This is a genomic window from Amycolatopsis sp. cg13, from assembly GCF_041346965.1.
In the GTDB taxonomy this organism is placed as follows: Bacteria; Actinomycetota; Actinomycetes; order Mycobacteriales; family Pseudonocardiaceae; genus Amycolatopsis.
The window spans coordinates 1784569-1808136 of record NZ_CP166848.1 but is presented as its reverse complement, the minus strand read 5'-3'; the positions used below and the strand labels follow the sequence as shown (position 1 = coordinate 1808136).

The following is a 23568-nucleotide window of genomic DNA, read 5'->3' as shown; positions in this document are numbered from 1 at the left end:
TGCTTCCCTTCCGATTCAAGCACGACGGCCCGCGCCGGGCATCCGGGAGGGGAATGCGACCGGGTTAATTGTGGACTGCCACAAACATTTCTGTGCCGCTCCACAAAATGCGCGGGAAAACGCAGCTCGTTTCCGAGCGGGCGAAATCCGCCTGAGCGGCCGCCGCCGGGCGCGGGGTACGATCCCGGACGTGGCCGACCGGGAGGAAAACGCTGTGCGGACCGCCGCCCTGACCGAACTCGTCGCCTGGGCCGACGCACGGCTGCCCCGGCTGATCGACGACGTCTGCGCGGCGAGCTGCGAGCGGATCGGGATGTACCGGGACGAGAAGATCGTCCCGCGCGCCGACCTGCACCGCTCGATCGCGGTGAACCTCCGGTTCATGGTCGACGCGCTGGGCGGTGCCGAGGCTCCGGACCAGCGCGCCCCGAAGGAGACCGGCCGCCGCCGGGCGCACCAAGGCGCGCCGCTGCCCGAGGTGCTGCAGGTGTACCGGATCGCCTGCTCGATGCTGTGGGACCTGCTGGTGGGCCGCGCCCGCGAAACCGGAAGCACCGATGTCCTGATCGACGTCGCGAGCCTGTTGTGGCAGGTCACCGACGAGCACGCGGTCCGCGTGACCGAGGCGTACCGAGCGGCGAGCGCGGAACTGCTGGTCGCGCAGCAACGACGGCGGTCCGCGCTGGCCGAGGCGCTGCTGACCGGCGCGCGCGGATCCGACTCCGGGCCGTGGGAGGCGGGACGGCTGCTCGGCCTGTCGCTGGACGGGAAGCTGACCGTGGTCGCCGCCGAAACGCGCGGGCTGGCCGAGGAGAGCCTGGTCGGCATCGAACGGCGGCTCGGGCAGCTCGGGATCGTGTCGGCGTGGCATCTCTCGCCGACGCTGCAGGCCGGCGTGGTGTCGCTGCGCGAGGAGCAGTACGACGCGATGCTCGGCCTGCTGCGGGAACTGGCGCTGGCCCGCACCGGCGTCAGCCCGCTGTTCCGTTCCCTGACCGAAACGCCGCGCGCGGTCCACCTGGCACGCACTGCGCTGTCCGGCATCCCGCCGGAACGCGGCGAGGTCCGCGCGTTCGACCCGAGCCCGCTGGCGGCGTTCGTCGCCTACGACCCGGACGAGGGCCGCAGGCTGGGGGAGCAGGTTTTCGGCGCGGTGCTGGAGCTGCCCGCCGAGGAACGCGACGTGCTGCTGGAGACCCTGGACGCGTACTTCGCGCACGGCGGTTCGTCCGAACGCGCGGGGCAGGTGCTGCACTGCCACGCCAACACCGTCCGGTACCGGCTGCGCCGGATCCGGGAACTCACCGACCGGACGCTGACCGATCCGCGGGACCTGGCCGAACTGGTCACCGCGATGCAGGCGCTGCGGGTCGATTCGGCCCGTTCGATCGATCCTTTGGGGAGCTGACGATGTCCGAGGAATGGTTCTACAACACGCGTACGAACGAGGTCGAACGCGGCCGCCAAGCGCGCGGCGTCGACCGGCTCGGCCCGTACCCGGACGAGGCGACCGCCCGGCGAGCGCTGGAACTGGCGCGGGAGCGTACGGCGGCGGAGGACCGGTCCGACGCGGAGTGGAACAACCCGCAGTGACGTCCCCGGATTTCCGCGGCGCGTCGACGGTCGGCGAGGCGATGCTGCGGGCGCCGAAGGTGCTCGACGCGTCGGCGACCGTCGGCGAGGTGCGGGGGCTCTTCGAGGACGATCATGTGCATGCCGCGCTGGTGGTTTCCGGGGAGACTTTGCTGAGCGTCGTGGAACGGCCGGATCTCGACGGGCTGGCGGAGGCGCTTCCGGCGTATCGCGCTGGCCGGTTGACCGGACGGGTGGTCGGCGCGGAGGCGGATCTGTATGAGACCTGGCGGGGGATGTCTCGTCGCCGGTTGGCTGTGGTGGACTCGAGCGGTCGGTTGCTCGGCCTGTTGTGTTTGAAGCGCAGCGGACGCGGTTTCTGTTCCGACGCCGATGTCGCCGCCCGAGCTAGCGATCGGGAAAGCGGTTGCCGGGGCGGCCCGTCGCGGACCGCCCCGGCGAGCGTCAGCGCCAGTCCACTTTGAACACCCACGCGTGCTTCCCGGCCGCACGCGCGGCTGCGGGAACATCGATCACCAGGCGGCCCCCACTCTGACTCCAGTGCAACGGACCGCCGTAGCCGAGCATCGACACGCGGTCCCCAACCCGGATCGGGACCGGGGCGTCGACCACGAGCTGCGACCCGGGCGCGACGAGCGACATGAGGTAGAAGGCCGAACCAGGCCGCACCGTGAACCGCAGGTCGCCGAGCTGGGCCATCCGTGACCAGTAAGTCGTGCCGTAGATCGCTTCCCCGTTCGTGCGCAGCCAAGCCCCGGTCTCGCGCAGCCGCTGCTGCATCACGGCCGGGATGGTGCCGTCGAAGTCGGGGCCGATGTCCAGCAGGAAGTTGCCGTTCTTCGACACCACATCGACCAGCGTGTGCACCACGTCATCGGTGGTCATGTACTTGTCGTCCGGCGTCGCTCGGTTGTAGCCGTAGGAGAACGGATCCAGTCCTCGGCTCGATTCCCATTTCGCGACAACGGTGTTCGGGTACGTCGTGTACTCGGGCGTGGTGAAGTCGTGGTCCGGGATGCCGCCGCGGTCGTTGTACGTGACGTCCTTGGGGCGACGGCGGTTCTTGGCCCGGTTGAAGTACTCCGTGAGCACGTCGCGGCTGTCGTTCACTCCGCCGATGTCGAACCACAGCACGTCCGGATCGAAGCCGGAGATCAGCTCCAGCACCTGCGGCGCCTGAAGGTCCTTCACGAAATCGCGGCCAGCGGTGTAGCCGGTGTAGGGCACCGTTGCGCCGGTGTAGGGATTGCGCGGCGGATGGCCCATCCACGGGTTGTCCGGGTTGAACCACTCCGGCAGCGAGAAGTACAGACCGTTGCGCAGACCCGGCGTGTACTTGCGCGAGGCAGCGAACAGGTCGGCGACGAGATCCCGGCGCGGGCCGAGCTTCTTCGCGTTGCGGCCACTGACTTTGGTGTCCCACAAGGCAAAACCGTCGTGGTGCTTGGACGTCAGCACGTAGTACTGCGCGCCCGCGTCCTCGATCAGCTGCACCCACGAACGCGGATCGAACCGCGCGGCGGTGAACTTGGGGATGAAGTCGTCATATACGAACGATTCGCCGTAGGTCTTCGCGTGATAGGCGTAGGTGGGACCGTTGGGATCTTGCTGGTTGTTCCAGTACCACTCGGCGTACTGCTGCCCGACCGGAGCCCACGCGGGCACCGAGTACACGCCCCAGTGGATGAAGATCCCGAATTTGGCGTCGCAGAACCAATACGGCGCACGATGCGTGGACAGCGACTCGTCGGTCGGCCGGAAGTCCGGGATGCCGAGCGGCACCGGCAGCGACCGGGTGGCGATCGTCGACCGGTCGGCGAGCACGCGGATCCGGCCGGTCGCGGGGGTTCCGGCGGGCAGGCCGCGGTCGGAGGTCAGGCCGAGCCGCACGGTGGTCTGCTCGCCCGGCGCGAGGCGGGGGATCGGCGCGGGCGTGCGGACCCGGCCGCCGGGGACGTCGAGCGTGACGGTGATCCGGTCGCGCGTTTCGAGCCAGACGGTGCCGGTGTTGACGATCGTCGCTTCGACAGCTTGCGGACCGCCGTCTTGCAGCAGGTTGGCGGTCGCACGGGCGTCGAGGACGGTGGCCGAACGGCCTTGCGCGATCGGCTGCATAGTCAGCGCGAACACGTGCAGGCTAGGCACATTCGCGGCGGGCGGGGCGGTTTTGGGCAGAGTCAGCGCGACCGCCTCGCGCGCCGGGTCGATCCACACCTGCGCGGTGCTGATCGACACCGGGTTCTGGTCAGTGACCCCGCCCGGGCCGTAGCGGAAGGCCGAGACGACGGCGCCGCCGGAGCCCCACCAGTCCGAACCGGACAGGGTCGCGGTGCTGGTGCTGCCGTCGGCGTAGTGGACGGTCGCGTCGCCTCCGGTGCTGCCGTAACTGCACGCGACGAGGAACGCGGCGCCGTAGTACCGGCCCTTGGGCAGGTCGATGCGCTGGCCGAGCGCGATGACGTTGTTCTTCGCCCCGGCGGCGGCCGAGCCCAGCAGATACGGCACGCCGCCCGCGGTGACCGTGCTGCCGGCCGGGATCTGCTCCGCCGGGAAGGTGTAGCCGGAGCCGTCGAAGTTCCCGTCGTGCGCGCTCGCGGAGTCGATGCCGTCGTTGTCGAACCACGCGTCGAGGGGAACCGGCACCGGCGGAGGCGGCGGGACGACCGGGGTGCCCGCGCCGTCCGTGACCTCCGGTTGCGCGGGCCCGCTCGCGGCCGCCGCGGTGCCCGCCGTCCCGAGCAGCACCGCGCCGCCGAGTGCCATGCCGAGTGCGTGCCGACGAGGAAAGGTCGTCATGGAACCTCCACAGTGAAGTCCAGTGGTCCGATGCCTAGCGGGGAATTTCTCGATCATCAGCGGAATCGGGGCAAGCTTGTGGCCGATACATCTGATGAATCATCGTCGGCGCGCACTGGGGTGCTGTCAAGGAGATCCCGCTCAGCGGAGCAGCGCGAAAAGCCGACCACCCGAGGTGATCGGCTCCGCGCGAGCGACGGTCAGGAACGCAGCCAGACCGCCGTGTCGGTCGGCAGTTCGGTGGTCACCGGGTCGCTGGCCAGCAAGACCTCGGAATGCAGCGGGATCGGAGCACCGGAGAAGTTCAGGACGAAAGTGAACCCTGGCCCCCGGCGGAAAGCGAGCACGTCGTCGCCGAGCGACAGCCACTCCAGCTCGCCAGTGAGTTCCGTGCGCAGCCGCAACCCGGCGCGGTAGAGGCTGAGCATCGACGCCGGGTCCGCCGCCTGCGCTTCCGCCGTGTACGCCTGCCATTCCGCGGGCTGCGGCAGCCACGCGCCGCCGGGACCGAAGCCGAACGGCGGCTCGTCGCCGGACCACGGCAGCGGCACCCGGCAGCCGTCGCGACCGGGGTCGGCGCCGTTCGTGCGCGCCCACACCGGGTCCTGCCGCAGCTCGGCGGGAATGTCCTCGACCTCCCACAGCCCCAGCTCTTCGCCCTGGTAGACGTACATTCCGCCGGGCAGCGCCATGGTCAGCAACGCCGCCGCGCGAGCCCGCCGGGTGCCCAGCACCAGGTCCACCGAGCTGCCGTGCAGCCGGTCGGCGAAGGAGAACCCGGTGTCGCCCGCCCGGCCGTAGCGCGTGACGTGCCGGGTGACGTCGTGGTTCGACAACACCCAGGCGGGCGGCGCGCCGACGGCGTCGTGCGCGTCCAGCGTCCGCTCGATGACCTCCCGGAACCGTGCCGCGTCCCACGGACAGACCAGGAAATCGAAGTTGAACGCCGAGTGCAGCTCGTCGCGGCGCAGGTATCGCGCGGTGCGGGACATGTCCGGCAGCCACATCTCGCCGACCAGCACGCGCTCGCCCGGGTAGCTGTCGGCGATCTTGCGCCACGACCGGTAGATCTCGTGCAGCCCCTCCTGATCGGAGAACGGCGTCTCGTCGCCCGGCTCGACGTCCGGCAGCCGCGCGTCCTTCACCAGCCCGTCGGCGACGTCGATGCGGAAGCCGTCCGCCCCGCGGTCGAACCAGAACCGCAGGATGTCCTCGAATTCGGCGCGCACGTCCTGGTTGTCCCAGTTGAAATCCGGCTGCCGCGAGCTGTAGAGGTGCAGGTACCACTCGCCGTCCGGCACCCGGGTCCACGCGGATCCGCCGAAGCGCGACTTCCAGTTGTTCGGCGGTTCGGCACCGTCGCGCCCGCGTCCCGGACGGAACCAGAACCGTTGGCGCGCAACCGATCCCGGACCCGCCGCGAGCGCTTCCCGGAACCAGCGGTGCTCGTCGGAACAGTGGTTCGGCACGATGTCGATGATCACCCGCAGGCCGCGTCCGTGTGCCTCGGCGATCAGCGCCTCCGCCTCGGCGAGCGTGCCGAAAAGCGGTTCGATGTCGCGAAAATCGGCGACGTCGTAGCCGCCGTCGTCCATCGGCGACGGGTACCACGGGGTGAACCAGAGCGTGTCGATGCCGAGTGCGGCCAGGTGGTCGAGCCGCGCGCGGACGCCAGCGAGGTCGCCGATGCCGTCGCCGTTGCCGTCGGCGAAACTGCGGACGTAGATCTGGTAGATCGCCGCGGTGCGCCACCAGCTGTCTTGTCTTCGCGATGCGGTCACGGAAAAAACCCTCCTCGTGGTGGGGAAAGCCAGAAGTACGACCGGTTCAGCCCTTGAGCCCGCCGGCGGCGAGCCCGGCGAGGATCTGCCGCTGGAACACCAGGAACAGCGCCACCATCGGCAGGCTGGCCAGCACCATCCCGGCGGTCAGCACGTTGAGCGGCATATCGATGGCAACCCGCTGCAGCATCACCGAAAGCGTCTGCTTGCCGCTGTCCGGGAACACCAGCAGCGGCCAGATGAAGTCCTTCCACGCGGTCACCACCGCGAGAATCGACACGACGGCCAGGATCGGCCGCGAGATGGGCAGCACGATCCGCCACAGCGTGCGCACCGGCCCGGCGCCGTCGAGCCGCGCGGCTTCGATCAGCTCGTCCGGGATCCGGTCGAAGAACCGTTTCAGCACATAGACGTTGAACGCGTTCGCGGCGGCGGGCAGCCAGACCGCGGCGGGGGAGTCGATCAGGTTCAGGTGCAGCAGCGGCAGATCGGTGATGGTGACGTAGGTCGGCACCAGCAGTGCGGCGGCGGGCAGCATCAGGGTGGCGAGCATCAGCCCGAGGACGGCGTTGCCGAACTTCGGCCGCAGCTTCGACAGCGCGAAGGCGGCGGGGACGTCGATGGCCATCTGCGCCAGCCACGCCCCGCCCGCGACGACCAGGGTGTTGAGGAAGTACTTGCCGAGGTTCAGCTGGTCCCAGGCCTCGCCGAAGGTCTCCGGATGCCACTCGTGCGGGACGAGCGTGGCCGGGGTCTGCGCGAGTTCTTGCGGCGTTTTCATCGCCCCGGTCACCGCCCAGTACAGCGGGAACAGGAAGGCGAGCACGAAAACCACGAGCGTGCCGGCGAAAGCGACGCCGTAGACCACCTTGCCGCGGCGGCTGCGCAGCGCGCCGGGCGAGACGAGGGTCCTCATGCCTGGTCTGCCTTCCTGGTCAGCCGGACGTACAGCGCGGAGAACACGCCGAGCGCCAGGAACAGCAGCAGGCTCATCGCGCTCGCCGAGCCGAAGTCGTTGTAGACGAAGGCATACCGGTAGAGCAGCAGGAGCACGGTCACTGTGGAATCGTCCGGGCCGCCGCCGGTCATCACGTACGGTTCGGTGAACACCTGCATGGTCGCGACGATCTGCAGCAGCAGGAGCATCAGCAGGACGAACCGGGTCTGCGGGAATGTCACGTGCCGCAGCCGTTTCCACATCCCGGCTCCGTCGAGTTCCGCGGCCTCGTACAGCTCGCCGGGGATGGTGCCGAGCGCGGCGAGATAGATCAGCGTGGTGCTGCCCATGTTCGCCCAGGTCGAGACGAACACCAGCGACAGCATCGCGGTGCCGCTCGAATCCAGCCACTGCGGCCCGGACAAGCCGACCGCGCCGAGCGCGGAGTTGAACAGGCCGGAACCCGGGTCGTAGAACCACTTCCACATCAGCGCGGTCACCACCGGCGGCAGCATCACCGGCAGGTACACCGCGAGCCGGAAGAACGCGCGAGCGTGGCGCATCTCGTTGAGCAGCACCGCGGTCAGGAACGGCACGGCGAAGCCGAAAACCAGCGCGAGACCGGTGAACAGCAACGTGTTCCGCCAGGCGACGCCGAACAGCGGATCCGCGAACAGCCGGGCGAAGTTGTCGAGGCCGACCCACGTCGGCGGGTTGACGAAGTCGACCTGCTGGAAGCTCAGCAGCACCCCGCGCACGATCGGGTACCAGGAGAACATCGCGAACACCACGAGCGCGGCGCAGAGCAGGCCGTACGCGGTGAGGTTCTCCTTGAGCTTGCGGCGCAGCCGGGCCCGGCGCTGCCCGGCGGGGGAGGCGGCCGACCGCCTGGCCGGCGACGAGGACGTCGCGGGCCAGGCGAGGAGGCTACTTGACCTGGGCGAGGACACTGGTGACCTTCGCCGCGGCCGTCGACAGCTGCTGATCGATATTCGCGTTCCGGTCGGTGAGCACCGCCTGCATCACGCTGTCCAGGATCGCGTACACCTGCTGTGCGTTCGGCGGTTCGACGCTGCCTTTGATCTTGCCAGTGGAGTCCACATAGGACTGGTAGTTCTGCGCGGGTACGTTCGCGTACTTGGCTTTCAGTGCCAGCTGCTGATCGCGCACCGCGCCCTGCCAGACGTCGGGGGTCGGCTCGGCGGGCAGGCCGACCGGCTGCTTGCCGTCCACGTACTGCTTGATGTGCTTCTCGAAGCGGTCCGGGTTGAGATATTTCCACTGGATCCATTCGAGGCCCGCCTTGATCTTCTCCGGCGACGCCTTCGGGTTGATCATGTAGCCCTCGCCGCCGAGCAGCGTGCCCTTGCCGTCCGGCATCCCGGCGATGCCGTAGTCCTCGTACTTGCCGTTGAACTGCTTGACGAGCACGGGAACGTTGTCCGGGGCGGCCATGTACATGCCGAGCTGGCCCGCGCCCATCATCCGCTGCACGTCCTGGGCTTCCAGCAATTGCTTGCTGCCCATGGAATCGTCGGTCCAGCGCAGATCGTGGAGGAGGCTGAGCGCGGCTTTGCCTTTTTCATTGTCGAAATCGGCGACCCATTTGCTGCCGTCCTCGCGCGCGACGGAACCGCCCATCGACGCGAGCCAGCCGGTGAGATGCCAGCCGCCCTGGTTGTTCTTGCTGTAGTCGGCGTACCCGACGATTCCGTTGCCCAGTGCGGAAATCTTCTTCGCCGCCGAGCGCACCTCGTCCCAGGTCCGCGGCGGCTTGTTCGGGTCGAGCCCGGCTTTCTGGAACAGCGGGCGGCTGTAGACCAGGCCCATCGTGTAATTCATCGTCGGCAGGCCGTAAAGCTTGCCGTTCGCGCCGCGGAAGTTGTCGAGCAATTCCGGTTTGAGGTCTTTGACGTGCGGGACTTTCTTGACCGCCTCGGTGATGTCCGCGGCCTGATGCCGGGCGATGATCTGGGCGGGATCGGTGAAATAGACGTAGTAGACGTCTTCGAGCTGCCCGCCCGCCAGTTTCGCGCCGAACGTCTTCGGGTCCATGAACCCTTCGTGCGGTTCGATCTTGACGTTCGGGTGCGTCGCCTCGAATTCCTTGACGTCGGCGTCGAAAACACCGCGTTCGAACGGCTGGCTCGTCGGCGGCTGGCCGGTGACGGTGATCGTGACCTTGCCCCCGGCGGAGCTTCCCGGATCGCCGCCGCTCCCGCAGGCGGTTGTTCCCAGCGCCAGCCCCGCTGCGGCGAGCAGGGCGAACATCCGGCGGGGAGCGGCGGGGGACCAGGGGCTGCTCATCTCAAGCCTCATCTCGCAGGGGAGCACAGCAGGTGATGGCGGTCACCCTAAAGCCGCGAACGACGTCTGCGCAAGAACACGACGAGAATCTGCAACTTGTGAACAGTCGGCTCCGGCGTCAGCTTGTCCGACGCGCGGTGGACCCGCGCACCACCAGCTCCGGCGCGAACAACAGCTCTTCCACCGCGACCTCGCCGCCGTTGATGCGTTTCACCAGCAGCTCGACCACGGCCCGGCCCATCGCCTCGATCGGCTGGCGCGTCGTGGTCAGCGGCGGGTCGGTGCAGTTCATCAGCGCGGAGTCGTCGTAGCCGACCACCGAAATGTCGCCCGGCACGGACAGACCTTGCCGCCGCGCCGCGCGGATCGCGCCCAGTGCCAGCGGATCGCTCGCGCACAGGACGGCCGTCGCGCCGCGCGGGTACAGCCGCGCCGCGGCCGCGTGCCCGCCTTCGATGGAGAACATCCCGTGCTCCACCAGTTCGTCCAGCACGGGGAGTCCGAGTTTCGCGGCGTGCTCCCGGAACGCCTCGAGCTTGCGCTGCGACGGCACGTGGTCGTTCGGCCCGAGAACCAGGCCGATCTTCTCGTGGCCAAGGGAACTCAGGTGCCCGACCGCCTGCTCGACGGCCACCGCGTCGTCGCACGAGACCTGCGGCAGGCCGAGGTGGTCGACCGCCGCGTTGATCAGCACCGTCGGCAACCGGCGTTCCGCGAGGCGGTGGTAGTGCGTGTGCACGGCGTCGGCCTGCGCGTACATCCCGCCGGCGAACACCACGCCGGACACCTGCTGCTGCAGCAGCATCTCGACGTACTCCGCCTCCGACACCCCGCCCGCGGTCCGCGTGCACAGCACCGGCGTGAAGCCCTGCTGGGCCAGTGCGTTGCCCATGACCTCGGCCAACGCCGGGAAAATCGGGTTCTGCAGCTCCGGCAGCACCAGCCCGACGAGCCGGGCCCGTTCGCCGCGCAACTGCGTCGGCCGCTCGTAGCCCATCACGTCCAGCGCGGTGAGCACGGCGGCCCGGGTGCTCGCGGACACCCCGGCCTTGCCGTTGAGCACCCGGCTGACGGTGGCTTCGCTGACCCCGACCTGGCGGGCGACTTCGGCGAGACGTCGTGTCATGAGTGAAAGTTACCGCAAACCGCTGCAAGTTTCCGACTGGACGCGCGCCTCGCTTGCTCTCGCGGTGAAAGTGCTGGTGGGAAGCCATGATCTGCGGACCGCACTGTTGACTTCCCGCTCCGGGGAGGCTGTAATTCTTGAACGAATCAGTGAAAATATCTGACTAGATCCCGGGCAACCGCGGTAAGCGTCCTGCCCAGCCTCAACGAAGAGGTGCCATGTCGACTGCTCCGTGCTGTTCTCGTGCGCCCCCGGACGGGATTCCCGCCTGTCCGCTCCCTGGTCCCCGCCGTCCCGCGCCACGCGGGGCGCTCTCGTCTCCCTCCTCCTTGGATCAGAGGAAACCCATGAGAACGAAGCGACATTTCCTGCGCGCCGCGCTCTGCGCCGCCCTGTCCCTGCTGGTCGCCCCACCCGCCTGGGCAGCCGGTGCGTCGGCTCCGCCAGCTGTTCAGCCCGCCGCCCAAGCCGCCACCGCGACCTACACCGCCAGCAGCCAGCTCCCCGGCTATCCGGTCGCCAACGTCGGAGACGGCAACCAGGCCACCTACTGGGAGAGCACGAACAACCAGTTCCCCCAATGGATTCAGGCCGATCTCGGCACCACGACCAACGTCGCGCAGCTAGTGCTGAAGCTGCCCACGAACTGGGAGGCCCGCACCGAAACCTTCTCGGTGCAGGGCAGTGCGAACGGCGCGAGCTTCAGCGACCTCGTGCCGTCAGCGGGCTACCGGTTCGACCCGGCGACCGGCAATACCGTCACCGTGAACCTCACCGGCAGCACCCGCTACGTCCGGCTGAACATCACCGCCAACACCGGCTGGCCCGCCGCGCAGCTGTCGGAGTTCGAGGTGCACGGCCCGGCGGGCGGCGACACGCAGCCGCCGTCCGCGCCCGGCAACCTCGCCTACACCGAACCCGCGAGCGGCCAGATCCGGCTGACCTGGTCGGCGTCCACGGACAACACCGGCGTCACCGGCTACGACATCTATGCCAACGGCCAGCTCCGTGGCAGTGTCGCCGGGGATGTGCTGTCCTACACCGACAATCAGCCAGCCAGCGCGAGCGTCGCTTACTTCGTGCGTGCTCGGGACGCGGCGGGCAACCAGTCGGCGAACAGCAACACCGTGACTCGCAACGGCACCCAAAGCGGCGCGAATCTCGCGCTGCACAAGCCGATCACGGCGTCGTCGACCCAGCAGACCTACGTCGCGGCGAACGCCAACGACGACTCTGTGACCACGTACTGGGAGGGCAGCGGGGCATACCCGAACCTGCTGACCGTGGCGCTGGGTTCGCACGCAGACCTCGACCGGGTCGTCGTGAAGCTCAACCCGGACCCGGCGTGGAGCACACGGACGCAGACGATCGCCGTCGAGGGCCGCGACCAGGGCGCGACGGACTTCACCACGCTGGCCCCCGCGCAGACCTACAGCTTCGACCCGGCCAGCGGCAACACCGTGACCATTCCGGTCAGCGGCCGGGCCGCCGACGTCCGCCTGCGCTTCACCGCCAACTCCGGCGCGGGCGGCGGTCAGGCCGCGGAGTTCCAGGTCTTCGGCGTCCCCGCGCCGAATCCGGATCTGACAGTCTCGGACGTGTCCTGGTCACCGCAGAAACCTGTGGAGACGGACGCGATCACCGCGTCGGCGACGATCCGCAACATCGGGACGGCGGCCTCGGGCGCGACCGACGTGAACCTCTACCTGGGCAAGACCAAGGTCGGCACGGCGGCAGTCGGCCCGCTCGCGGCCGGAGCGTCCACGACGGTGTCGGCGAACATCGGCACCCGGGACGCGGGCAGCTACGACGTGACCGCGAAGGTCGACGAGGCGAACACCGTCATCGAACAGAACGAGGACAACAACTCCTACACCAGCTCGACGCCGCTGATCGTCAGCCCGGTGCAGAGCTCCGACCTCGTCTCGGCTACGGCGTGGTCGCCGAACAACCCGTCGGCGGGCAACGCGGTGACCTTCACCGCGACCCTGCGCAACCAGGGCACGGTCGCTTCGGCGGACGGCGCCCACGGCGTCACGGTCACGATCGCTGATCAGAACGGCACGGTCGTCAAGACACTGAGCGGTTCCTTCACCGGTGTTCTCGCGCCTGGAGCGACCACACCGGTGACGGTTGGCAGTTGGACAGCAGCGAACGGCCGGTACACGGTGAAGACGGTCGTCGCGAATGACGCCAACGAGCTGCCTGCCAAGCAGGGCAACAACACCAGCACCCAGTCGCTGTTCGTCGGCCGCGGCGCCAACATGCCGTACGACATGTACGAGGCCGAGGACGGCGTCGTCGCGGGCGGCGCGGCCGTGATCGGTCCTAACCGGACGATCGGCGATCTCGCGGGCGAGGCGTCGGGCCGGAAAGCCGTGACGCTCAACTCGACCGGTGCCTCGGTGGAATTCACCACCCACGCGGCGACCAACACGCTCGTCACCCGGTTCTCGATGCCGGACGCCGCGGGCGGAGGCGGGCAGAACTCGACGCTGAACGTGTACGTCGACGGCACTTTCCTCAAAGCCATCGACCTGACCTCGCACTACGCGTGGCTCTACGGCGTCGAAGCCTCCCCGGGCAACTCGCCGGGCGCTGGACCGGCGCGGCACATCTACGACGAGGCCAGCATGCTGCTCGGCACGACGGTTCCCGCCGGGCACAAGATCAAGCTGCAGAAGGACGCGGCGAACAGTTCGAACTACGCGATCGACTTCGTGAACTTCGAACTGGCCACCGCGGCGGCGAATCCGGACCCGGCGCACTACGCGGTCCCGGCCGGGTTCAGCCAGCAGGACGTGCAGGCCGCGCTGGACAAGGTCCGCCAGGACCCGAACCTCACCGGCGTCTACCTCCCCGCCGGACAGTACCCGATGACCAGCAAGGTCACCGTGTACGGCAAACCGGTGACGGTGCTCGGCGCCGGGCCGTGGTTCACGAAGTTCACCGCGCCCGCCGGACAGGAGAACACCGACATCGGGTTCGACGCGCAGGCCAGCGCGAGCGGGTCGACCTTCAGCGGGTTCGCCGTGTTCGGGAACTACACGTCCCGCATCGACGGCCCGGGCAAGGTCTTCAACTTCACCGGCGTCACGAACATGACCATCGACAACATCTGGGTGGAGCACCAGGTGTGTCTGCTCTGGGCGACCAATGTGGACAACTCCACGGTGAAGAACTCCCGCATCCGCGACACGTTCGCCGACGGCGTCAACTTCACCAACGGCAGCACCGGCAACCACGTCACCAACAACGAGGCCCGGTCCACCGGCGACGACAGCTTCGCGCTGTTCGCCGCGACGGACATCAACCAGGGCAACCAGTACGACAACGTGTTCGAGAACCTGACCGTGCTGCTCCCGTGGCGCGCGGCGGGCATCGCGGTGTACGGCGGGTACAACAACACCTTTCGGAACCTCTACGTCGCGGACACGCTGACGTATTCCGGGATCACGCTCAGCTCGCTCGACTTCGGCTATCCGTTCCTCGGGTTCGGGCCGCAGCCGACGACGGTGCAGAATGTCTCGCTGGTCCGCACCGGCGGCCATTTCTGGGGCAAGCAGACGTTCCCGGCGATCTGGATGTTCTCCGCTTCCAAGGAGTTCCGCGGCATCCGGGTGTCCGATGTGGACATCCAGAGCCCGACGTACAGCGGCATCATGTTCCAGACCAAGTACACCGGCGGCCAGCCGGAGAACACGGTCCAGGACACGGTGCTGACGAACGTGTCGATCTCCGGGGCGCATCGCAGCGGCGACGAGTTCGACGCCAAGTCCGGGATCGGGATCTGGGCCAACGAGCTGCCGGAACCCGGGCAGGGACCGGCGGTCGGGTCGGCGACGTTCACCGGGCTCGCGTTGAGCGACAACGACCAGGACATCCGGAACACGACGAGCACCTTCACGATCACCCGCAATTGAGCGCACGGGTGCCCGCCCGGTGTCTCCGGCGGGCACCCGTCCTTCTCCTGCCCAAGAACGGAAGATGCCATGATACGGATGCGGTTGTCCCGTCTCTTCGCCGGTTTCCTCGCCGCAGGGCTGTTCGCGGCCGGCCTCACCCACGCCGCCGCAGCCGGTGGCCCCTCGCCAGGGCCAGCTCCGAACGCCGCTGATGTGCCGTTGACGCGCACGGTGTCGGCGAGCAGCGTGCAGCCCGGCTACCCCGTCGCCAACGCCTTCGACGGCAATCAGGCCACCTACTGGGAGTCGGCCAACAACGCCTTCCCGCAATGGATCCAAGCCGACCTCGGCTCCACGAAGCCGCTTTCGCGGATCGTGCTGAAACTGCCTGCCACCTGGGAATCCCGCACCCAGACGCTCACCGTGCGCGGCAGCGCCGACGGCACGTCGTTCACCGATCTGGTCGCGTCGACCGGGTACCCGTTCGCCTCCGGCACGGTGACCATCCCGGTGACCGCGTCCGCGCGCTACGTGCGGCTCGACGTGACCGCGAACACGCAGTGGCCCGCCGCGCAACTCTCGGAATTCGAGCTGTACGGCCCGGACACCGGGGACACGCAGGCGCCGACCGCGCCCGCGAACGTCGCGCTGACCGAACCCGCGTCCGGGCAAATCCGGCTGACGTGGTCGCCGTCGACCGACGACGTCGGCGTGACCGGCTACACCGTCTACCGCGACGGCACGCCCGTCACCACGGTCACCGGCACGACGTTCACCGAGAACCGGCCCGCGGGCACGCGGATCGAGTACTTCGTGCGCGCCAAGGACGCGGCCGGGAACGAGTCCGCCGACAGCAACCACGTCGTCCGGGCCGGGACGCAGACCGGCCAGAACCTCGCCGCGGGCAAGCCGATCGAAGCGTCCTCGACGGTCGGCGCGTTCGCGGCGGCCAACGCGAACGACAACAACACCGGTACTTATTGGGAGTCTTCCGCAGGCTACCCGAACACCCTGACAGTAAAGCTCGGTGCCGACGCCGACCTCGCCTCGGCCGTGGTGAAACTCAACCCCGATCCGATCTGGGGCGCGCGGACACAGAACTTCGAGATCCTCGGCCGCGCGCAGGGCGCCAGCGAATTCACGACGCTCGCCGCGCGGGCCGATTACCGCTTTGACCCGGCTACGAACCAGAACACCGTGACGATCCCGCTCACCGGCCGCGCCGCGGACGTCCAGCTGCGGTTCTTCGCCAACTCGGGTGCGCCCGGCGGGCAAGCTGCGGAGTTCCAGGTCTTCGGCACACCCGCGCCGAACCCGGACCTGGTCGTCACCGGCACCGCGTGGATCCCGTCGAACCCGACCGAGACCAGCGACCTCGCGGTATCGGCAACTGTGCGGAACGCGGGCACCGCCGCTGCCGGAGCCACGAAAGTCAACGTCAGCCTCGGCGGCACCGTCGTCGGATCCGCACCTGTCGGCGCACTCGCCGCCGGAGCGTCCACCACGGCGACTGTGCAGGCGGGCAAACGGCCGCAGGGCAGCTACCCCGTGACCGCCACCGTCGACCCGGACAACAGCGTCGTCGAACAGGACGACACCAACAACGCCTTCACGTCGCCGACGCCGCTGGTGATCGCGCAGGCACCGGGACCGGACCTCGAGGTCACCGGCATCACGTCGAACCCGCCGAATCCGGCCGTCGGCGCGCCCGTGTCGTTCACCGTCGCGGTGCACAACCGCGGCACCAGCGGTGCGGGAGCCTCGGTGACCCGACTGTCCGCTGGCAGCAGTACTTTCGACGCCGACACACCCGCGATCGCCGCCGGAGCCACGGCAAACGTCGCGATCCGGGGCACCTGGACCGCCGCGAACGCGACCCTCACCGCGACGGCCGACGCGACCGGCAGTATTGAGGAAACCAACGAAGCCAACAACACCCTGTCGCGGGCAATGGTGGTCGGCCGCGGCGCAGCGGTGCCTTACGTCGAGTACGAGGCGGAAGCCGCGCAGTACCAAGGCCAACTGCTGGAAGCCGACCCGCTGCGCACGTTCGGACACACGAACTTCGCCACCGAATCCTCCGGCCGGAAGTCCGTGCGGCTGGCGAACCAGGGCCAGTACGTGGAATTCACCTCGACGAACCAGGCGAACTCGATCGTGGTCCGCAATTCGATCCCGGACGCACCCGGCGGCGGGGGACAGGACGCGACGATCAGCCTGTACGTCAACGGAACCTTCGCGCAGAAGCTGAACCTGTCGTCTACGCACAGCTGGCTCTACGGCAACACGGACGACCCCGAAGGACTCACGAACAAGCCAGGCGCCGACGCGCGGCGGCTGTTCGACGAATCGCACGCGCTGCTGGCGCAGTCGTACCCGCCGGGCACGAAGTTCAAGCTGCAGCGCGACAACGGCGACAACGCGGCGTTCTACGTCATCGACCTGATCGACCTCGAACAAGTCGCGCCGGCCCTGCCGAAACCGCCGGAATGCACGTCGATCACCGACTACGGCGCCGTGCCCGACGACGGCATCGACGACTCCGCGGCGATCCAGCGCGCGGTCACCGACGACCAGAACGGCGTGATCGGCTGCGTCTGGATCCCGCCGGGCCAGTGGCGGCAGGAACGCAAGATCCTGACCGACGACCCGAACGTGCCCAACGGCGGCGGGCAGTACAACCAGGTCGGCATCTCGAATGCCGCGATCCGCGGCGCCGGGATGTGGTACTCGCAGCTGTACTCGCTGATCCAGCCGCAGGACGCGGGCGGCATCAACCATCCGCACGAGGGCAACTTCGGCTTCGACATCGACAAGAACGTGCAGATCTCCGACCTCGCGATCTTCGGCTCCGGCCGGATCCGCGGCGGCGACGGCGGCGCGGAAGGCGGCGTGGGCCTCAACGGCCGGTTCGGCACCGGAACGAAGATCTCGAACGTGTGGATCGAGCACGCGAACGTCGGCGTGTGGGTCGGCCGGGACTACAGCAACATCCCGGCGCTGTGGGGCCCGGCCGACGGGCTGGAGTTCAGCGGCATGCGGATCCGCGACACCTACGCCGACGGCATCAACTTCACCAACGGCACCCGCGACTCGCGAGTGGTGAACTCGTCGTTCCGGACCACCGGCGACGATTCGCTGGCGGTGTGGGCGAACCAGTACGTGAAGGATCCGGCAGTGGACATCGCGCACGACAACGTTTTCCGCAACAACACGGTCCAGCTGCCGTGGCGCGCCAACGGAATCGCGGTCTACGGCGGGTACGGGAACAAGATCGAGAACAACCTGGTCTCCGACACGATGAACTACCCCGGGATCATGCTGGCGACCGACCACGACCCGCTGCCGTTCTCCGGGCAGACCCTGATCGCGGACAACGCGCTGTACCGCTGCGGCGGCGTCTTCTGGGGCGAACAGCAGAAATTCGGCGCGATCACGTTCTTCGCCCAGGGCAAGGACATCCCGGGAATCACGCTCCGGGACACCGAGATCCACGATTCGACCTACGACGGAATCCAGTTCAAAACCGGCGGCGGCGCGATGCCGGACGTGACGATCAGCAACGTGAAGATCGACCGGTCGAACAACGGCGCGGGCATCCTCGCGATGAGCGGCGCTCGCGGCAGCGCGACGCTGACGAACGTGACGATCACGAATTCGGCGACCGGTGACGTGGTCCGCGAGCCGGGATCGCAGTTCACGATCACCGGCGGACCAGTCCCGGCAACGGCCGCGCGGGGCCGCCGCGGGACGAACTAGGGGGAATCGGTCCGGTGCCGGGAGAGGGCTGTCTGTCCGGCACCGGACCGGTACCGGCAGTGAGTATTCCCCCTTTCGGGTGCCGGTCCCTCGCAGGCCATCGCACCCGCGGCTGAAGTTCTACGATCCGAACCCCGGACGGGTGTCGAAATCCGGAGACCAGGTTCGTACCTCGGGGTGACCAGCCATCCGAGGCGAAGGAGCGTCCGATCATGACCGAACTCAACGAGGAATTCACCGCGACCCTGCGCAAGAGCCCGGCCAAGGGCGGCCACACCTACCTGGTCTGGCCCGGCTCGGCGGAGTTCTTCGGCACCCGCGGCCTGGTGAAAGTCCGCGGGACCGTCGACGGCGAACCGTTCCGCAGCTCGTTCATGGCGCTGGGCGACGGCACCCACAAACTCCCGGTCAACGCCGGACTCCGGAAAGTGATCGGCAAGGAGGCCGGGGACACGGTGACCGTCGTCCTGCTGGAACGCCTCGCCCGATGAAGCCTCCCGGGAATGCCGCCGGGTAGTTGAACGTTTGAGCATCTGTGAAGAAGATTGGCTTCCTTTCGTTCGGCCACTGGTCGGCGAGCGCGCACTCCGAGACCCGGTCGGCCTCCGACTTCCTGCACCAGTCGATCGACCTCGCGGTCGCGGCGGAGGAGCTGGGCGTCGACGGCGCGTACTTCCGCGTGCACCACTTCGCGCGCCAGGCGGGCAGCCCGTTCCCGCTGCTCGCGGCGATCGGCGCGCGGACGTCGAAGATCGAAATCGGCACCGGCGTGATCGACATGCGCTACGAGAACCCGCTGTACATGGTCGAGGACGCGGGCGCCGCCGACCTCATCTCGCGGGGCAGGCTCCAGCTCGGCGTGAGCCGGGGATCCCCCGAGCAGGTCATCGACGGCTGGCGGTACTTCGGCTACGCCCCCGCGGAGGGCGAGACCGAGGCCGACATGGCCCGCGACCGCGTCGAGGTCTTCCTGAAGCTGCTCGAAGGCGAAGGCTTCGCCCAGCCGAACCCGCGCCCGATGTTCGCCAACCCGCCCGGGCTGCTCCGCCTGGAACCGCACTCCGAAGGCCTGCGCGACCGCATCTGGTGGGGCTCGGGCTCGAACGCGACGGCCGTCTGGGCGGCGAAGCTGGGCATGAACCTGCAAAGCTCCACGCTGAAAGACGACGAAACGGGCGAACCGCTGCACGTTCAGCAGCGCAAGCAGATCGAGGCCTACCGCGAAGCGTGGAAGGAAGCGGGCCACGAGCGCGAGCCGAGGGTTTCGGTGAGCCGCAGCATCTTCGCGCTGACCAACGACCTGGACCGCGCGTACTTCGGCCGCGACCGCAACTCGCGCGACCAGATCGGCATGATCGACGAAAACACCCGCGCCATCTTCGGCCGCTCGTACGCGGCCGAGCCGGACGAACTGGTCCGGGAGCTGAAGGAAGACGAGGCGGTGCAGGCCGCGGATACTTTGCTGCTGACTGTGCCGAACCAGTTGGGTGTGGACTACAACGCCCATGTGCTGGAAAGCATCCTGACCCACGTCGCCCCGGAACTGGGCTGGCGCTGACCGCGGACCGAAAGAGGGGACGGCGCGGCTGCCGTCCCCTCTTTCCGCACGTCGCGTCGGCGTTTCGGCCAGCCCGTGCCGAGCCTGTCGGCCGCTCCCGCTAGCATCACTGAGTTTTCAGCGGGGCGGGACAAAGGGGCGGAAAATGGGCACGGGGACATTGAGCGGGCCGGTGCGGCCCTCGCAATCGTCGGGGGAGCGAAGACCGGCGTTCCGGCCGGACATCCAGGCGTTGCGCGCCGTGGCTGTCGGACTGGTCGTGCTGAACCATCTCTGGCCCCTGCGATTGACCGGCGGTTACGTCGGCGTCGACGTCTTCTTCGTCATTTCCGGCTTCCTGATCACCTCGCATCTGGTCCGCGAGGTCGCGAGCACCGGGCGGATCCGGCTCGCGAAGTTCTACGCCCGCCGCGTGCGCCGCCTGCTGCCCGCGGCGTTTCTCGTCCTGGCCTTCATCGTTGTCGCCGCGTACTTCCTGATGCCCTATCCCCGCTGGGAGTCCAACGCGCAGGAAGTCATCGCGAGCGCGCTCTACTGGGAAAACTGGCTGCTCGCCGCGCATTCCGTCGACTACTCGCACTTCACCGAGTCGGCGAGCCTGTCCCAGCACTACTGGTCGCTCTCGGTCGAGGAGCAGTTCTACCTGTTCTGGCCGCTGCTTCTCCTGCTGCTGTTCAAGATCCGGGCGCGGTGGGCGCGCATCGCCGGTGTCGCGGTCGTCGGGGCCGTCTCGCTGGGGTTCAGCATCTGGTTCACCGACGCGTCCAAGAGCCAGGCGTACTTCGTGACTCCGGTGCGAGTGTGGGAGTTCGCCCTCGGTGCGTTGCTGGCTTTCGGCGGCGCGAAGTACGTTCTGCCGAAGATCGCCGCGAACGTGGCCTCACTGGCCGGTTTCGCCGCGATCGCCGTTGCCGCGATCTTCTTCGACGACCAAACCGCATTCCCTGGTGCGACCGCGTTGCTGCCTGCGGTCGGCACCGCGCTGGTCATCTTCGGCGGCAGCCGCGAGGGACAGCAATGGCACACCCTGCTGTCCTCGTCGCCTCCGGTGCAGTGGCTCGGGAATGTCAGCTATTCGCTGTACCTGTGGCATTGGCCGCTGATCATGCTGGCCCCGTTCGCCTTCCCGGGCGCGCTGGTCGCCGGCACGCTGACCTGGCAGGTCAAGGCCGGCATCGTGGCCGCGTCCCTGGCCGCGGCGTACGCGTCGAAGCGGCTCGTCGAGGACCCGCTCCGGACCTGGCGGCCGTTGAGCCGCACCTCCGGGGTGACCTTCGCCGCCATGGCGGCCGGAATGCTCGTGGTGTGCGCCGCGGCCGGCGGTCTGACCTGGACATACGAACGGCACGTCGACCAAGCGGCCCGTGATCTGACCGCCGAGATGACCGGCCCCTGCCACGGCGCGAGGGCGCTGATGGCGGGCAACGCGTGCGCTGACCCGTTCGGCCCGGCCAGGAGCGTCGAGATGGGCCCGGCCAACCGGTACTACACGCCGCCCGCGGACTGCCCGCCGCCGCTGTCGCAGTACTCGGCGAGCGACGGCACGAAGACGACCACCAAATGCGATTTCAGCCAGGGCGCGGCCAACCCGGCGGTGGTGTGGCTGGTCGGCGACTCGCACGCCCAGCAATGGCAGGGCCCGCTGCTGAGCCTCGCCCGCAAGAACCACTGGCTGATGTACACGAGCTACCTCGGCGGCTGCCCGTTCGCCGGGATCCAAGCCCTGAACTACCACGGCACCGCCCTCGACCGGCGGTGCATGGCCTGGACCAAGCAGATGGCCGGTGAAATCGCGAAAACGCGGCCCACGTACGTGTTCACGTCGTTCTACAGCAGGCACGAGCGAGCCGACGACCACAGTGGACGGTCGCAGGCGGAGCAGTACCAGGACGGGCTGAATTCGTACTGGGCACAGTGGACCGGCGTCGGCGCGACGGTGTTCGTGATGGCCGACCCGCCGCTCAACGGACTCGTCCGCGCCACCGACTGCGTAGTGCTGAATCCGGACGACCCGAAGCAGTGCGCGGTCGCCCGGTCGGTCGCACAACCGGCGGACCCGCTGACGACGGCGGCCAAGGCGAGCACCGATCCGAAGGTCCGGCTGCTCGACCTGACCGACTACTTCTGCGACCGGCAACGCTGCTACGCGGTGATCGGGAAGGTCAGCGTGTACTACGACGCCGACCATTTGAATCTGGACTACAGCCTGAGCCTCGACCAGGGCATCGCCGCGGCGGCGGGCATCCCGGCTTAGGAGACGGCAAGGAAATCGAATGATTCTCGCGGACCGGTTCGGCATTCTTGTCCGCGCGATACTGGGGGAGAGCGACGCCACGGGGTAAAAACGCCTTCTTTGCACTCCGCCAATAAAGCGAATCCGCGCCACCGCGACATCGTGTCAACACCCTCAAGCCGGTAATGGCACGAAAGAAGGAGAATAGCGTTCGCCCGTGTCCTTTCCCGCGTCGCCGCTTCTAGGCTCGCCGCATGACCATTCCTTCCGAGCCCATCGGCAGCATCCCCCGTTCGCCCGAATTGCTCGGCGCTCTCGCCGCGCGGCAAAGCGGGCAGCTCGGCGAGGCGGCCTTCGCCTCCGTTCTCGACCGGGCCGTTCGCGAGACCATCGAGGCGCAAGCGGCGATGGGCGCGACCGTGGTCACCGACGGCGAGCAGCGCAAACCCAGTTTCGTCACCTACCCGATCGCGGGCTCGGCGAACCTTTCCGCGGACGGCGTCGTCATCCCGTTCGCCGACGGGCACCAGCGGCAGCTGCCCTGCCTGACCTCCGGGCCGTTCCGCTACCAGGAGCACGCCGAACGCTATTTGCGCGCCGCGCGGGAGTGCACGAACCTTCCGGTGAAACAGGCGGTGATCGCGCCTTCCGCGCTGTCTCTGTTGTATCCGGCATCCGGGATCGACGGCTATTCGCGCGAGAATTTCCTCGACGATCTGGTCGACGGGGCCGAGGCCGATATCCGCGGGTGCCTGGACGCGGGCGCACACGTTGTTCAGCTCGATTTCACCGAAGGACGCTTGTCGCTGAAGCTCGACCCCAGCGGCCAGATCCTGCGCGATTTCGTCGAGCTGAACAACCGGGTCCTGGAGAGGTTCAGCGCATCCGAACGCGCGCGCATCGGCGTCCACACCTGCCCCGGCGGCGACCTCGACTCCACGCACAGCCTCGACGTCGACTACGCGGAACTGCTTCCCGTGCTGTTCCAGCACAACTCCGGCAACTTCTACCTTCAGCTGGCCAGCGAGTCCGATCCGGACCGGGTGCTGCGCGTCGTCGCGGATCAGCTCAGGCCGGGAATCCGCGTGTTCGTCGGGGTGATCGACCCGATCGATCCCCGGGTGGAGACCGCCGAGGAGGTGCGTGACCGCGTTCTGCGCGCGGCACAGTACATCCCGGTGGAGCAGCTGGGAACCTGTGACGACTGCGGGTTTTCCCCGTTCGCCGACGACCAGTCGACGTCGCGCCAGACCGCGTTCGCCAAGATCCGCGCGCGGCTGGAAGGCACTGCGCTCGCGGCGGAGCAGCTCGGGGTCGGTTTTCCCGCGGCCCGTAACAGCCAGGAAGCGCACCAGACCGCCGCTGTCGACTGAGTATTGCGCGGCGTAAGGGAAAGCGGCTGGGCGACGGCTACGCAGGGTGGTGCACCGTGCCTGGATCGTGCCAGTCGCGGGCACGACCGAGGCGGCGGTCGTGACCCGCGGCCTAGGGGCGGTAGTCAGCCCGGCCGATTTCCTTGCCCCGATAGGGAAACACCTTGCCCGGCCGAGTGCTTCCGCTCCGGTTTCGCTGA

The 23568-nt window shown here is 68.4% G+C and carries 16 protein-coding genes; 10 read left to right on the top strand and 6 right to left on the bottom strand.

All coding sequences use genetic code 11. The annotated features are described in order from the left end of the window. The first annotated feature begins 190 nt into the window (after window positions 1-190). The 3 genes from AB5I40_RS08060 to AB5I40_RS08050 are packed head-to-tail and all read left to right on the top strand — an operon-like array spanning window position 191 to window position 2057. On the top strand, window positions 191-1408 hold the full coding sequence (locus AB5I40_RS08060) for a PucR family transcriptional regulator (protein WP_370937803.1): 1218 nt from the start codon (window positions 191-193) through the stop codon (window positions 1406-1408). Between the two features lie 2 nt (window positions 1409-1410). Further along, window positions 1411-1593, top strand: coding sequence for a hypothetical protein (locus tag AB5I40_RS08055; protein WP_370937802.1), 183 nt, complete (start codon window positions 1411-1413; stop codon window positions 1591-1593). Continuing rightward, entirely contained in the window at window positions 1590-2057 is a 468-nt protein-coding gene (locus AB5I40_RS08050) for a CBS domain-containing protein (protein WP_370937801.1), read from the top strand. The genes AB5I40_RS08055 and AB5I40_RS08050 overlap by 4 nt, the downstream gene beginning before the upstream one ends. Here the strand turns inward: AB5I40_RS08050 and AB5I40_RS08045 are convergent. The 6 genes from AB5I40_RS08045 to AB5I40_RS08020 form a co-directional block, all read right to left on the bottom strand. Beyond that, on the bottom strand, window positions 2038-4389 hold the full coding sequence (locus AB5I40_RS08045; protein ID WP_370937800.1) for an alpha-L-fucosidase: 2352 nt from the start codon (window positions 4387-4389) through the stop codon (window positions 2038-2040). The two genes, AB5I40_RS08050 and AB5I40_RS08045, sit on opposite strands and share 20 nt — an antisense overlap. Window positions 4390-4589: 200 nt before the next feature. Next, on the bottom strand, window positions 4590-6170 hold the full coding sequence (locus AB5I40_RS08040; RefSeq protein WP_370937799.1) for a glycoside hydrolase family 13 protein: 1581 nt from the start codon (window positions 6168-6170) through the stop codon (window positions 4590-4592). Window positions 6171-6216: 46 nt separating this feature from the next. Beyond that, complete coding sequence (locus tag AB5I40_RS08035) at window positions 6217-7086, bottom strand: carbohydrate ABC transporter permease (RefSeq protein ID WP_370937798.1); 870 nt, start codon at window positions 7084-7086, stop codon at window positions 6217-6219. Beyond that, window positions 7083-8057 carry a carbohydrate ABC transporter permease gene (locus AB5I40_RS08030; protein WP_370937797.1) on the bottom strand — a complete coding sequence of 325 codons (975 nt, stop codon included), beginning with the start codon at window positions 8055-8057 and terminating at the stop codon, window positions 7083-7085. The genes AB5I40_RS08035 and AB5I40_RS08030 overlap by 4 nt, the downstream gene beginning before the upstream one ends. Then, window positions 8035-9414 (bottom strand): ABC transporter substrate-binding protein, encoded by a 1380-nt coding sequence (locus AB5I40_RS08025; protein WP_370937796.1) that lies wholly within the window; start codon window positions 9412-9414, stop codon window positions 8035-8037. Before AB5I40_RS08025 ends, AB5I40_RS08030 begins: the two co-directional genes overlap by 23 nt. 118 nt (window positions 9415-9532) lie before the next feature. Beyond that, window positions 9533-10540 (bottom strand): LacI family DNA-binding transcriptional regulator, encoded by a 1008-nt coding sequence (locus tag AB5I40_RS08020; protein WP_370937795.1) that lies wholly within the window; start codon window positions 10538-10540, stop codon window positions 9533-9535. Here AB5I40_RS08020 and AB5I40_RS08015 point away from each other — a divergent pair. From AB5I40_RS08015 to AB5I40_RS07985, 7 genes are all read left to right on the top strand, one after another. After that, window positions 10539-10703, top strand: a complete 165-nt coding sequence (locus tag AB5I40_RS08015) for a hypothetical protein (RefSeq protein ID WP_370937794.1) — start codon at window positions 10539-10541, stop codon at window positions 10701-10703. The two genes, AB5I40_RS08020 and AB5I40_RS08015, sit on opposite strands and share 2 nt — an antisense overlap. A 184-nt stretch (window positions 10704-10887) precedes the next feature. Next, on the top strand, window positions 10888-14463 hold the full coding sequence (locus AB5I40_RS08010; RefSeq protein ID WP_370937793.1) for a CARDB domain-containing protein: 3576 nt from the start codon (window positions 10888-10890) through the stop codon (window positions 14461-14463). A 78-nt stretch (window positions 14464-14541) separates the two neighbouring features. Then, window positions 14542-18204, top strand: a complete 3663-nt coding sequence (locus AB5I40_RS08005; RefSeq protein ID WP_370937792.1) for a CARDB domain-containing protein — start codon at window positions 14542-14544, stop codon at window positions 18202-18204. A 212-nt stretch (window positions 18205-18416) separates the two neighbouring features. After that, a complete protein-coding gene (locus tag AB5I40_RS08000) occupies window positions 18417-18695 on the top strand; it encodes a DUF1905 domain-containing protein (RefSeq protein WP_370937791.1) in 279 nt (92 codons plus the stop codon). A gap of 44 nt (window positions 18696-18739) precedes the next feature. Continuing rightward, complete coding sequence (locus AB5I40_RS07995) at window positions 18740-19762, top strand: LLM class flavin-dependent oxidoreductase (RefSeq protein ID WP_370937790.1); 1023 nt, start codon at window positions 18740-18742, stop codon at window positions 19760-19762. 145 nt (window positions 19763-19907) lie between these two features. Next, complete coding sequence (locus AB5I40_RS07990) at window positions 19908-22016, top strand: acyltransferase family protein (protein WP_370937789.1); 2109 nt, start codon at window positions 19908-19910, stop codon at window positions 22014-22016. A 233-nt stretch (window positions 22017-22249) separates the two neighbouring features. After that, on the top strand, window positions 22250-23368 hold the full coding sequence (locus AB5I40_RS07985; protein WP_370937788.1) for a cobalamin-independent methionine synthase II family protein: 1119 nt from the start codon (window positions 22250-22252) through the stop codon (window positions 23366-23368). The last annotated feature ends 200 nt before the right edge of the window (window positions 23369-23568 follow it).

What these genes read in the sequence shown, in the direction of transcription:
- AB5I40_RS08055 (WP_370937802.1), top strand. Translation starts at nt 1,411, where the DNA reads ATGTCCGAGGAATGGTTCTACAACACGCGTACGAACGAGGTCGAACGC.
- AB5I40_RS08045 (WP_370937800.1), bottom strand. Translation starts at nt 4,389, where the DNA reads ATGACGACCTTTCCTCGTCGGCACGCACTCGGCATGGCACTCGGCGGC.
- AB5I40_RS08035 (WP_370937798.1), bottom strand. Translation starts at nt 7,086, where the DNA reads ATGAGGACCCTCGTCTCGCCCGGCGCGCTGCGCAGCCGCCGCGGCAAG.
- AB5I40_RS08025 (WP_370937796.1), bottom strand. Translation starts at nt 9,414, where the DNA reads ATGAGCAGCCCCTGGTCCCCCGCCGCTCCCCGCCGGATGTTCGCCCTG.
- AB5I40_RS08015 (WP_370937794.1), top strand. Translation starts at nt 10,539, where the DNA reads ATGAGTGAAAGTTACCGCAAACCGCTGCAAGTTTCCGACTGGACGCGC.
- AB5I40_RS08020 (WP_370937795.1), bottom strand. Translation starts at nt 10,540, where the DNA reads ATGACACGACGTCTCGCCGAAGTCGCCCGCCAGGTCGGGGTCAGCGAA.
- AB5I40_RS08010 (WP_370937793.1), top strand. Translation starts at nt 10,888, where the DNA reads ATGAGAACGAAGCGACATTTCCTGCGCGCCGCGCTCTGCGCCGCCCTG.
- AB5I40_RS08005 (WP_370937792.1), top strand. Translation starts at nt 14,542, where the DNA reads ATGCGGTTGTCCCGTCTCTTCGCCGGTTTCCTCGCCGCAGGGCTGTTC.
- AB5I40_RS08000 (WP_370937791.1), top strand. Translation starts at nt 18,417, where the DNA reads ATGACCGAACTCAACGAGGAATTCACCGCGACCCTGCGCAAGAGCCCG.
- AB5I40_RS07990 (WP_370937789.1), top strand. Translation starts at nt 19,908, where the DNA reads ATGGGCACGGGGACATTGAGCGGGCCGGTGCGGCCCTCGCAATCGTCG.
- AB5I40_RS07985 (WP_370937788.1), top strand. Translation starts at nt 22,250, where the DNA reads ATGACCATTCCTTCCGAGCCCATCGGCAGCATCCCCCGTTCGCCCGAA.